General features: G+C 40.8%; 11 protein-coding genes. 10 read left to right on the top strand and 1 reads right to left on the bottom strand.

Translation table 11 applies throughout. The features are described 5' to 3' along the window. The first annotated feature begins 42 nt into the window (after positions 1 to 42). The 10 genes from metK (at position 43) to truA (ending at position 10,567) form a co-directional block, all read left to right on the top strand. Positions 43 to 1,245, top strand: a complete 1,203-nt coding sequence (metK, locus tag WCX87_RS04550) for a methionine adenosyltransferase (protein ID WP_345980863.1) — start codon at positions 43 to 45, stop codon at positions 1,243 to 1,245. A 117-nt stretch (positions 1,246 to 1,362) separates the two neighbouring features. After that, a complete protein-coding gene (locus WCX87_RS04545; RefSeq protein ID WP_345980862.1) occupies positions 1,363 to 2,601 on the top strand; it encodes a DEAD/DEAH box helicase in 1,239 nt (412 codons plus the stop codon). Positions 2,602 to 2,682: 81 nt separating this feature from the next. After that, complete coding sequence (locus tag WCX87_RS04540) at positions 2,683 to 3,915, top strand: ADP-ribosylglycohydrolase family protein (RefSeq protein ID WP_345980861.1); 1,233 nt, start codon at positions 2,683 to 2,685, stop codon at positions 3,913 to 3,915. A 67-nt stretch (positions 3,916 to 3,982) separates the two neighbouring features. After that, entirely contained in the window at positions 3,983 to 5,215 is a 1,233-nt protein-coding gene (locus WCX87_RS04535) for an HD domain-containing phosphohydrolase (protein ID WP_345980860.1), read from the top strand. A 108-nt stretch (positions 5,216 to 5,323) separates the two neighbouring features. Beyond that, positions 5,324 to 6,592 (top strand): bifunctional phosphopantothenoylcysteine decarboxylase/phosphopantothenate--cysteine ligase CoaBC, encoded by a 1,269-nt coding sequence (coaBC, locus tag WCX87_RS04530; RefSeq protein WP_345980859.1) that lies wholly within the window; start codon positions 5,324 to 5,326, stop codon positions 6,590 to 6,592. Then, complete coding sequence (locus tag WCX87_RS04525) at positions 6,589 to 7,341, top strand: hypothetical protein (protein ID WP_345980858.1); 753 nt, start codon at positions 6,589 to 6,591, stop codon at positions 7,339 to 7,341. Before coaBC ends, WCX87_RS04525 begins: the two co-directional genes overlap by 4 nt. Beyond that, complete coding sequence (locus tag WCX87_RS04520) at positions 7,338 to 8,015, top strand: di-trans,poly-cis-decaprenylcistransferase (RefSeq protein ID WP_345980857.1); 678 nt, start codon at positions 7,338 to 7,340, stop codon at positions 8,013 to 8,015. The genes WCX87_RS04525 and WCX87_RS04520 overlap by 4 nt, the downstream gene beginning before the upstream one ends. Further along, positions 8,015 to 8,833, top strand: coding sequence for a prepilin peptidase (locus WCX87_RS04515; protein WP_345980856.1), 819 nt, complete (start codon positions 8,015 to 8,017; stop codon positions 8,831 to 8,833). The genes WCX87_RS04520 and WCX87_RS04515 overlap by 1 nt, the downstream gene beginning before the upstream one ends. Then, a complete protein-coding gene (locus tag WCX87_RS04510) occupies positions 8,826 to 9,845 on the top strand; it encodes an LptF/LptG family permease (protein WP_345980855.1) in 1,020 nt (339 codons plus the stop codon). Before WCX87_RS04515 ends, WCX87_RS04510 begins: the two co-directional genes overlap by 8 nt. After that, positions 9,842 to 10,567 (top strand): tRNA pseudouridine(38-40) synthase TruA, encoded by a 726-nt coding sequence (gene truA, locus WCX87_RS04505; RefSeq protein WP_345980853.1) that lies wholly within the window; start codon positions 9,842 to 9,844, stop codon positions 10,565 to 10,567. Before WCX87_RS04510 ends, truA begins: the two co-directional genes overlap by 4 nt. Here the strand turns inward: truA and WCX87_RS04500 are convergent. Further along, a complete protein-coding gene (locus WCX87_RS04500) occupies positions 10,558 to 12,510 on the bottom strand; it encodes an LTA synthase family protein (protein ID WP_345980852.1) in 1,953 nt (650 codons plus the stop codon). The two genes, truA and WCX87_RS04500, sit on opposite strands and share 10 nt — an antisense overlap. Positions 12,511 to 12,567 lie beyond the last annotated feature (57 nt).

Below are 12,567 nucleotides of genomic sequence, written 5' to 3'. Positions count from 1 at the left end.
CAATTTATTGTAAAATCGAATAATATAAAGTAAGGAATGTAGATGTATCTTTTTACAAGTGAAGTAGTAAGCCCGGGGCATCCTGACAAATGTGCGGATATCATAGCCGACAGTATCGTCGATGCTCATATCATAGCTGATCCTAACGCTCGTGTGGCAAGTGAAGTATTTGTAGCCGGAAAAAATGTGATAATAGGCGGTGAGGTCACTTCTAAAGCAAACTTAACTGATAAAGATTATGTAAAAATAGTAAAAGATGCACTTGCAAAGATCGGTTATGACGGAAAATCTACTTTCGACAGAACTCAGACACTTCATCCCGATGACGTAAAAGTACAAGTCCTTTTAAATCAGCAGTCACCTGATATCAACCAGGGTGTTGATCAGGAAGGCGGAGAGACAGGAGCTGGCGATCAGGGGATCATGTTTGGTTTTGCTTCAAACGAGACGGCGGACTTTATGCCTTCGGCTATCACATATGCAAGAGTGTTATGTGAGAAAGTGTACCATTTCGCACTAAAACACAACCATAAACTGGGTGTAGACATTAAGACGCAGGTCACTATGGACTACGGGACAAAAGAGAACTTTGAGAACTGTGAACCTCAAAAGATCCATACTATCGTCATCAGCGCACCAAGTGTTGAGAATATGGATATTACAGAGGTAAGAGCACTTCTAAAAGGGATGATAGACGATGCAGGTCTTCCTACAAACCTTTATGATCCAAACAACACGATCATCCACCTAAACCCGACAGGCAGATACGTAAACCACGGTCCGCTTCATGACAGCGGTCTGACTGGAAGAAAACTGATCGTCGACAGCTTTGGCGGATATGCACCTATCGGCGGCGGTGCACAGTCTTCAAAAGACTATACAAAAGTAGACAGAAGCGGACTTTATGCAGCTCGCTGGATCGCTAAACACATCGTAGCAGCAGGTCTTGCAAAAAAAGCGACTGTACAGATCTCTTACGCGATCGGTGTTGCTAAACCGACATCTGTCTCTGTTGATTCATACGGGACTGTTATCGAGGGACTGAATGACGATATCTTATCGACTTTCGTTATCGAAAACTTTGCATTGACTCCTAACTGGATAACAAGAAAGTTCTCTCTTGACAAACCGAGTGCAGAGACTTTCCTTTATGCTGACGTAGCTTCACGCGGCCAAGTAGGTCAAAGTGACTACCCTTGGGAAAAACTGGACTCTCTTGAGATGTTCAAGGCGTTAAAAAAATAATCTTTTCATGATGGTATCGAATCTATACTCTTGTATGGTGAAGATACCAGACTCTTCAAACCTCTCCTAAAGCCAAAATAGCATAAAATACGGATAACTAACTCCGGGACAAATAATATGCCATTTTCCAAACTGGGACTTTCAAAGAACTTACTACTTTCAATCAAAAAAAGCGGCTTTACAGACCCTACTCCTATTCAGGAAAAAGTGATCCCACTTGTACTAAACAGAGATGATGTCATAGCAAAAGCTCAGACGGGAAGCGGTAAAAGCGCCAGCTTTGTCCTGCCGATACTTGAGCTTTTATCTCGTGAAGAGTATGAGGGCAAAGCAAAGATAAAAGTCCTTGTTCTTACTCCCACAAGAGAGCTCACTCTGCAGATAGTCGAAGCGTTCAATACATTTGGTGCAGATTTGCCTAAAAAACCGAAGGTCGTAGGCGTGATCGGCGGTGAGAGCATAGGCGATCAGCTCTTTGCCATACAAAAGGGCTGCGATGTTCTGGTAGCGACCTCAGGCAGATTTGTAGACATCCTCAGCAAAAAGCAGATGAACCTCTCTTATGTCGAGTTCTTCGTTCTTGATGAAGCAGACAAGATGCTTGACCTTGGATTTGCCGAAGAGCTTGACCAGATCCTTGTAGAACTGCCGCAAAAGCGTCATAACCTGCTTTTCTCTGCGACATATCCGCCAAAGATGCAGGAGATTGCTTCAAGGATCACACAAAACCCTACCATGGTCTCCATAGAGCATGAAGAACCGACTGTACAAAACATCACGCAGCGCGTCATAGAGGTCAATCCCGAAAATAGAGCTCCTCTTCTCAGACATCTGCTAAGCACGGAAAATTGGGAAAGCGTGCTAGTGTTTATGTCGGGTAAAAGAGCCGCTGACAATATCGCCGCAAAGTTTAGAAAACACGGGTTTAAAGCGGAGTCGTTTCACGGTGACCTGCATCAGGAAGACCGTAACTATACACTTGATTCTTTTAAGAAAAAAGAGTTCAACATCCTTTTTGCAACCGACTTAGTGGCAAGAGGACTTGATATAAACGACATCACCTGTGTCATAAACTTCGACCTTCCACGCTCACCTGCTGACTATATCCACCGCATCGGTAGAACGGCAAGAGCAGGAAAGAAAGGGATCGCCATCTCTTTTATCGGACATGAAGATGCACAGCACTTCCGTCTTATAGAAAAACGCTCAGGCATAAAACTCCAAAGAGAACAGATAGAGGGGTTCGAGCTCACTGGTGAGCCTATCAAAAAAGAGAAAGGCCCTGCTCCTGTTAAGGGCAAAGGCAAAAGTAAAAAAGACAAAGCCAGAGAAAAAGCACTTAAAGAGCAGAAGTAGGTTTATCTTTTTAAACTCCTTTTTGATTTGTAGAATATAATGGTCACATACGGTTCAAACTTTTAGAAAAAAGGTTGCGACATGAAAGACACTCTGCCAATTGAGAATGCGCTCTGGGGACTGTTTATCTCAGATGCCATCTGTATGCCTGCACACTGGTACTATGATCTGGATTATCTCAAAAAAGATTTCGGCAGCATCACAGGCTACAACGACGCACCCCACCCTCATCCCGAATCGTTTATGGTAGCAAATCCCTACTTTCCCGATATAGAAAATGCCAAAAGGCTCGGCCGTCCATATGACATCCTGCATGAACATATCCGCTTTTATAACACCTCATATAACCACTTACATGTAAGCTCTCTGGAACACTCAGGAGAACACGGCAACCTTATGCCAAAGCTTGATGAACGGTATCATTACCATCACGCTTTAAAAGCGGGAGAGAACACTCTTGGAGCCAATCTTGTCAGAGTTCTGATGCGCTCTGTCATCAAAAACGGCGGTTATGATGAAAAGAGCTTTTTGGATGATTTTATAGAGTATATGAGTTCACCCGGGAGAAACCGTGATCCCTATTTGGAGATCTATATACGTGACTGGTTTGAGAACTATTCTAAAGGACTTCCTCCTGAACTGTGTGCGCAAAGTCAAAGAGAAAAATGGTCCATAGGCGCGCATGGAGGCATCATCCGTCCGCTTGTACTTTCCCTGCTCTGTAAAAGTTCATACGAGGGGTTGGGTGTTGCCCTCACCCATCAGGAGCTGACTCACAGATCGCAGAACGTCTCCTCCGCACTTGGTGTGTTAGTCCCTTTCTTAGCGGATCTGCTTCATGGAGATGAACCGATGAGACTACTCGGTGTGTATGCTAAACAGGTACCGCTCATCAAGATACACGGCAGTGAACTGACAAAGATGTACCATGATCATCAAGGTCCGGGTAACATTCCAAAAGAGCTGATGTGGAAGATCCATACCGAGTTTTCAGATGAGTATCTGGACAAGATACTTTCTTCTGCCACTGATGAGAATATGATAACAAAACGTTTTGCCACGGCATGTTACCCGGAACACGGTGTGCCTCTGATACTTTACTTTTTATATAAGAACCGTTTTGATTTCAACTCTTCGCTTTTTGACAATGCAAACGCAGGCGGAGATAATGTACACAGAGGGATGATACTCGGTCTTCTCTCAGGTGCCTCGAGCAAAGAGATATCCGAGTCGTTAAAGAGAGGTCTTAAAGAGTATACAGAGATAAAAGATGAGATATATGCGTTTACAGAATTTTGTAAATGCAATACTTAAGTATGAAAAAATAGTTTTTGATGTACACTTTACACATAAACTTTTTTAATATTTTACGAGGTATGCGGTGGAGTATTCATTAAATATACGAGAGGTGACGTATGCCCTCTCAGGAGCGCTTGATTTTGTCGGCATAGACGACACTCTGCATGGCAAAAGAGTGGCATATATGGCAGCTGAACTCGCTAAAGAACTATCTTGGGACAAAGCGCTTATCGATGATATCATCTTTACGGGTATGCTCCATGACTGCGGCGTCTCATCCACAGATGTCCATACCCACCTCGTGACAGAACTGGACTGGAACAACTCTCAGGTGCATTCTATCCGAGGAGAAGTTCTGCTAAAGATGACAAAAGCTTACAAGAAATTTGCCACTTATGTACGATATCACCATACTCACTGGCATGACCTGCCCGAAGCACTTAGCGACCATGAAAAAGAGATATCCAATCTTATCTATCTGGTAGACAGAGTAGACGCCCTCAACGCTCAGATGAAAAGCAGCGGAATCAAATCTATGCATTCGATGCAGGAAACCATAAATAAATATTCAGACACCATGTTTTCACCAAGACTGGTGGAAGGCTTTTTAAATGTCTCTTCCCGCGATTCCTTTTGGTTTTATCTTGAAAATGAAGCGTTGGAAGAATACTTTACTGAGTGGGTCGAAAAAGGTTTTGATGAGGACTTCTCATTTGAAGAGGTTAAAGAGATATCTCTCATGTTTGCCGCTGTCGTAGATGCAAAAAGTACGTTTACTTCTGAACATTCCATCGGCGTAAGCAACTTGTCGCGTTATCTGGCCGATCTGTTTGAACTGCCGCAAGAGAGCCGCGAGAAGATAGAACTGGCAGGATTGCTGCATGACCTTGGAAAACTGAGAGTCGATGACGCTATTTTAGATAAACCTTCAAAATTAGATACCGATGAAAGGTTGATAATGAACCGTCACGGATTTGATTCATTTATCATACTCAGACATATCAAAGGCTTTAAAGAGATAGCCCATTTGGCATCTCTTCATCATGAGACATTAGATGCCAAAGGATACCCCTATAATCTCAATCCATCAGATATCCCTATTGAAGCAAGAATCATAACTGTAGCCGATATATTTCAGGCTCTCATACAAGAAAGACCCTACAGACAAGGGCTTGATATGAATGAAGCCTATGATATCTTATACCAGATGTGTGAGGACGGAAAACTGGACTTTACTATCGTCAAGAAGTTAAAAGAGAATTTAGAGTCCTGCTATGAAAAAGCCGGTATCAAATATGAGATTGCACAGAGCTAAACTCTTAAATTAAACCTATTAAGCCATTTAATGCTAAAATATAATCCATATTATTTTATAAGAAATATTCCACTATAAACTAGATTATTATATAACACAAGGCTGAAAATGGTTATACCGTCTGATCTATTAAAAGGTAAAAAAGTACTTTTAGGAGTCACCGGCTCTATTGCTATCTATAAATCGCTCGAGCTTGTACGACTACTGACAAAAGCGGGAGCAGATGTAAGAGTAGTGATGAGTGATGCGGCAAAAAAATTCGTGACTCCTCTTACTTTTGAGACACTTTCTACGAACAAAGTACTGGATGAACAAAGTGAATCTTGGTCGGATGACCATAACCACATAAAAACGACTCAGTGGGCAGATATCTTTGTTATCGCTCCGTGCAGTGCAAATACCATAGCAAAACTGGCTAACGCGATTGCCGACAATATGCTGCTTCAATGCGCTCTAGCATTTAGCGGTAAAAAGATCATTTCACCGTCTGCAAACACGAATATGCTCTCAAACCCTATAACTCAGGCAAACCTGAAGATGCTTGCCATTGCAAACTATGAAGTGATCTCGACGCAGACGAAAGAACTTGCTTGCAAGACTGTCGGTGACGGTGCCATGGCTGAACCCATAGAGATCTTCTGGCATATTACAAAAGAACTTCTAAAAGAGGAGTTTTGGGAAGACAGACGCGTTATAGTGACAGGCGGAGGAACGCTAGAGAAGATAGACGATGTACGTTATATCTCCAATTTTTCAAGCGGTAAGATGGCAAGTGCGCTTGCGACTGCCCTGTTTTGTAAAGGCGCGGATGTTAACCTTATAGCTACAAAATTCGATACCGACCTTCCAAAATCTATGCATAAGATAGATGTGAGCTCAAGTGAAGAGATGCAGGAGTTTGTGACCGACTCGGTTCGTATCGCAAAAAAAGGCAAGCTTTCAAAACCGTCACTTATCACGGATAAACCGATAGAACTCATCCAAAAAGAGCCATATCTGTTTATGGCAGCGGCTGTTAGCGACTATGTCCCGGCATATGCACAAAACGGCAAACTGAAAAAAGAGATGCTTGGAAGCTCTTGGAACTTAGAACTAAAACAAAATGTCGACATCTTAAAGAGTCTAGACAAAGATGGGATAAAAGTAGTCGGTTTTAAAGCTGAGATGGATGCTGCCAATGCAAAAGCAAATGCAACTTCGCTTATAACGAACAAAGGAGTCGATGCCGTTTGTCTGAATGTTTTATCCGACGATAAAAGCTTTGGAACAGATGATAACGAGATAGAGTTCATTACAAAGAAAAACTCTGTCACACTTCCCCGTACAAACAAACTTTCACTCTCATTTCAGATACTGGAGAATGCAAAAGAGCTATGAGTTTTACCGTAAGTGACCTCTCTACAATACTAAAGCTGTCCTCCGCTTCACCTGCAGAGGCTAAAGCACTCATAAAACTGCTTACGATCGATGTCACAAAATCTTTGGGAGAGAGTAAATACATCATCCAGACAGTTTCTAAAGAACTGACAGCAAACAGTGAGAGCAAGCTGCAAGAGGGAGGAAGATACTGGGCTCAGCTTGAGACGAAACAAAACTCGTTACCGGTACTTTCTAAGCTCATCAAACATCCGGCTATCTTAAAACATCTGCAAAGCCTGCCGATCGTATTTGATGCGAAAGAACTGCACAGTATCCTGACACATGAAAAACCGCTTGAAAACATCAAAGGCAGACTCTTAGAGCATCTCTCGCATGCCTCTTCAAAAGATGAGTTTACTCAGCTTTCTAATCTGCTTTTATCATTAATGCAGAACACTATGACGATTCCCTTGCAGTATCAGCAATATTTTGGGCTTTTTCAAATGAAAAAACGATACAATAAAACTACAAAAAAATCTCAAATAGATTTCTACGCTGCACTTCACAATCTGGGGCCGATCAACGGAACTATAATGCTGATAGAAGATGAGATCATCGTAGATCTGGACGTAGCATTTAAAATGACTAAACTTTTTTTGGAAGATAATTTGAACACTATTAGATATAAACTAAACATTCATCTAAAAGAGGAGATAGAACCTCTTTATAATGTACAAAATAACACTATCTTGGATATAAACGTATGAAACAGGCTTTACATGTAGCGATCATCATGGACGGAAACGGACGCTGGGCAGAAAAGCGTGGAGAAAAAAGAGTCAAAGGACATGAGCAGGGAGCAAAAGTCGTACGCGAGATAACAGAATATTGTGCCGCTCATAAAGAGATAGAGAGACTCACTCTTTACGCTTTTTCGACTGAAAACTGGAAACGTCCGCGCCTGGAAGTCGAGTTTTTGATGAAGCTTTTGGAAAAATACCTCAAAAACGAGCTGGAAGTCTATATAAAAAACAATATCAGGTTTGAACCGATCGGTGATACCAGAGCATTTTCTGCATCTTTACAGAAGCTGATAAAAGAGGTAAAACAAAAGACTGCCCACTGTGACGGTCTGGTACAAAGCCTTGCACTAAACTACGGATCTCACGATGAGATACTACGCGCAGTCAACAAACTAAGAGATGAGAAAAAAGATATAACAAACGAGATGTTATCTAATGCTCTTGATTGTAAACATCAGGTAGACGTTATGATCAGGACCGGCGGTGACCATAGGATATCGAACTTTCTTCTTTGGCAGATAAGCTATGCCGAACTGTTTTTTACTGACACTTTATGGCCTGACTTTAGTACGAAAGAGTTAAAGAACATTATGGAAGAATTTACAAAAAGAGAACGCAGGTTCGGAGGATTAAATTAATGGAGCTTTTTTTAGTATTTATATTCGGTACATTGATCGGCTCTTTTTTAAACGTCGTTATCTTGCGTATTCCTAAAGATGAAAGCATCGCCTTTCCTGCATCACATTGTTTTTCATGCGGTACACCTCTGAAGCCATGGCATAACATCCCCCTGATCTCATGGATATTTCTAAGAGGAAAATGTTCGTTCTGTAAAGCACCCATCTCTATGCAGTATCCGGCTATAGAACTTTTAAGCGGAGTGATATTTGTTATCATCGCTTACAAAATGGGAATAAGTATCTCATCTGCTTTTGTAGCACTTACTTTTTTAATGCTGCTGGCTCTTTCTATGATAGATTTCAGATACAAGATGGCACCTGACAGTCTGAACCTTTTAGCACTTGTGTTTGCGATCCTTAGCGCATATTCTTTGGATATGCTGATTTTAAACTTTCAAAACGCCCTGCTCTTTGCCGGCGGATTTACCCTGCTTAGGTTTGCACTCTCGTATATATTGACATCAACGGCACACAGAGCTGCAAAAAAAAGTGAAACCGCTTGGACGAAGCACTATCACAGGTACCCGTTTATAGAAGCCATGGGCGAAGCGGACATCATGATAGCTGCGACGATGGGTGCGCTTTTAGGCCTAAAGCTTACTCTTGCTGCGATCTTTTTAGCAGCAGTGTTGGCACTTCCTGTTATGCTTTTAGTCATGAACCGTTCGGCAGAAGAACAAAGAGTACCCTTCATCCCTTTTTTAGCTCTGGGAACTTTTATTACCTATCTTTTTGACTCACAAATCTATAACTATCTGGAAAGCCTGTATGCATAAACTAAGACGCTATATCATAAACAATTTCTCTATTCTGTTTTTATCCATATTCTTACCTCTTTTTGCTATCGCATCGGTCATATTCATGATAAAACTGGCAACATACACTGCTGTTATCCAGCTAACGTTTTTTGAGATGCTAAAACTTTATATGTTCGTACTTCCCGAGATACTTTTTTATACACTGCCTGTTACTTTTTTTATCTCGGCAACACTGACACTTTTTAGACTCTCTAATGATAATGAGATGATCGTCATCTTTGCACTCGGGATCAAACCGGAATTTCTGATCAGAACACTTTTTAAACCTGCTTTACTGTTGTCTTTACTTTTAGCATTTGATTTTTTCATACTTTTCCCGCATGCGACAGTATTGTCAAGCAACTTTATCTCTTACAAAAAAAGCGAAGCCAAGTTCAACATCAAAGCTTCCGAGTTTGGAAATAACTTTGGTAACTGGCTTTTATATGTCGGGAAGAACAACGACGACGGGACATTCGGGGATGTCTTTTTGTTCAATAAAGAAAAAGACGATGAGATCCTTATAAATGCGAAAAATGCAGAGGTCATCAATCAAAAGGGTATACTAAAGCTCAAACTTCACAGCGGAGAAGGTTACAGCTATACTACCGATACTCTCTCACAGATCAATTATAAGACTATGATCATCAACGATATGATGAAAGCCGACCTTCATACCTATAGGAAACCCCTTGAGTATTGGTTAAGCGAAGATAGAGCTGAAAGTAAAAGACATATGTTTATCACAGACAGCCTTTTAAGTCTATTCCCTCTAATCTCTTTGTTTCTAGTCGTTGCGATCGGTGTCGTACATGTAAGACATCAAAAAGGGTATGTCTACCTCTACCTTTTCATAGCTATCACACTTTACTACGGTGCAACGATCGGGCTTATAGATGTTATCAGCTTTTATACTATTCCTGTAGTATTTTTCACATCGCTTCTGCTTAGTTACTATATTTATCATAAGAAAATATTGGCAAGATTTTGAAAGTAAAAGCGACAATAGCTTACAACGGAACAAAGTTCTACGGTTCTCAGGTTCAAGATAAGAAAGTCACTGTAAACGGGACTTTGCAAAATGTTTTAAAATCGATGGGAATCGTCGGTAAAATAGAAGCCTCGGGCAGAACAGACAGAGGTGTTCATGCGACAGGTCAGGTGATCGACTTTGAGGTTCCCGAATTTTGGAGCGATACTAAAAAGCTTTTAGAGATAATAAACTTCAAACTTCCGACATCCATACGTGTAAGAAAGATAGAACTCACAAATGATGATTTCCACGCACGCTACGGTGCAACGAGGCGTGTTTACAGATATATCCTTAAAGAAGGAGATTCAAACCCCTTTGAGGATGAGTTCATCACTTTTGTAGATAAGATAGACATAGACAGTTTAAGAGATGCCATAAAACTCTTTGAAGGCACACATGACTTCAAACAGTTTTATAAAACAGGAAGCGACAACAAGACGACTGTCAGAACTATATACAAGACCCGTGTCTATCAGTATAAGGGATTGACCGTACTTTACTTTGAAGCAAACGGTTTTCTCCGTTCGCAGATACGACTTATGGTAGCTATGCTTTTGGGGATCAATGATGAAAAACTCAGCTTAGAAGATCTGCAAGATCAGCTTACATGTAAGAGGAAGATAGCCATAAAGCCAGCCCCGTCAAACGGGCTGTATCTGGCTAAGATATTTTATTCGTGAGCGTCTTGACGCTTATTGAAGTACGGTATATATTTAGCTGTCTCAAATATCCCGTGTGTTAGTGTTTTCATCTCATTAAAAAGCTCAGGATGTTCTTTACTATGATCTGTCATCGGGTCTTTGCTATCTATTTTGTAAAGCCCCTCAAACTTCCCTGCCTTTCTATAATAGAACTCTTTTCCTACAAGTCCTAAAGTCGGATCAGCTCTATTTAACATCGTATATGCAAAGTGACTGTCCTTAAACTGCGGATCAAAGATATTACGTCCCAATGTCGTAGCCGTATAATCGATCCCTACAAGTGATGCAATCGACGGCAGTGCATCAAGTTCCGACATAACAGTGTCAAAGACTTTATGGTTTTTAATCATCGGTGAGTAGATGACAAACGGGACTCTGTATGAACCTAGATCAAGATTTGATGTACTCTCACCCGGAGAAACATGATTTGAATACCCGTCTATACCGTGGTCTCCCCAAAATACGAATATCGTATTTTTAAAATAATCGCTCTTTTCGGCTTCTTTCATAAATAACCCAACCGAATAATCTAAAAATCTAAAGGAATTATACTCTTCTAATGATCTAAAGCCATACTTTTTAACCTCTTTTAGCGGTATATCTTTACGTACTTTAAAACCATGATCATTTTCGGGAATAGTATATGGTCTGTGGTTACCGGATGTCTGTATAACAGCTACAAACGGCTCTTTTTCTTTAACTAAGACCTTATTTGCTTCAATAGCCAAATCTGCATCAGAGATACCCCATACATCCGTACGAGGTGCACTGTATCTCTCCTCTTCGTAAAGATCAAGATTATCCATGGACTCGTTTAACATCCCGCGGATATTTCCCCAAGATGCAGAACCACCGATAAAATAAAGTTTTCTATACCCTTTGAAATCTTCCAAGATACTATGTTGGTTTACTATTAGCGGGTTACGGCTTGATGTCCCGTGCAGCTCGACATCAGGAAGTGAAGTCAGTGTCGCATAGATACTTCTAGCCGTACCGACAGTAGGCGTAAAATAGTTTTTAAAATACCATCCTTTGTCGGCATATTTTTTTAGATATGGTGAAGGATCGATAGGATTTCCCGATACACTTGACTTGTAAGATGCGAAAGACTCCATAATAACAATAACGACATTAGGCTTGCTACCGACAGGATTTATAGGTTTTGCTTCACGTTTGAAGTAAAGTTTGTCTTTATCTTTATGAACGACACCAAGATATGATGCCATTACATCGTAATACTTTCTAACCTTGTTAGCATCATAAGATATACGGCCGTTCTTCCATGTATCAAAGAAATAATGAATTGGATTGTATGTCAATTGTGCAGCAAAAGGATGCTTGGAAAAAGAAGCATCAGACCATCTGAGCGGATATTGATTGAGTTTTCCCCAACCCATCGCAAAGACGATAAAAAAGCTTACAAAGCCTACGATTATTTTTTGAAGCAGTGAATAATGAACATTCTCCCTTTTTTGTATGTATAAAAACAGTTTGTTTACTAGCCAAGCGAATGCTCCCACAGCTGCTGTATAACCTATAAATATCCATATGACATGGTAACTTTCCCAGACCATCTCCATGGCAGTACCGAAGTCAATAAGCAGTCTTGTTGCAGTAAAATCGAGTCTAGTCCCAAGATAAGCGTAATATCCGAAATCCACGGCATAAAAAAACATATATGCAGTGAACATAAGTGTCAGATACGTAAGCCAGAAATATTTTGCTATCTTGTTTTTAAACGGGGAAAGATATGGTATCCACCCTATAAAGAAGAGCGGTGCAATCATAAGAATAACCATTCTAAGGTCGAACCTTCCTCCAAGCCAGAGAGACATCCAAAAATCGTATGTAGACAAAGGTGAAAGCGGATCAGAAAAATAGTAATAAAACGCTAATCGTAAAACTGTTAAAAACAGTGTCATAGATGCTATAAAAATAGCTAAGAAACGAAGTAAGTGAGGGAGTCGAAACACGATTTG

Origin of the sequence: Sulfurimonas sp. HSL3-2, from assembly GCF_039645965.1 — a bacterium.
Taxonomy (GTDB): domain Bacteria; phylum Campylobacterota; class Campylobacteria; order Campylobacterales; family Sulfurimonadaceae; genus Hydrocurvibacter; species Hydrocurvibacter mobilis.
This window is presented reverse-complemented; position numbering and strand designations above follow the sequence as displayed.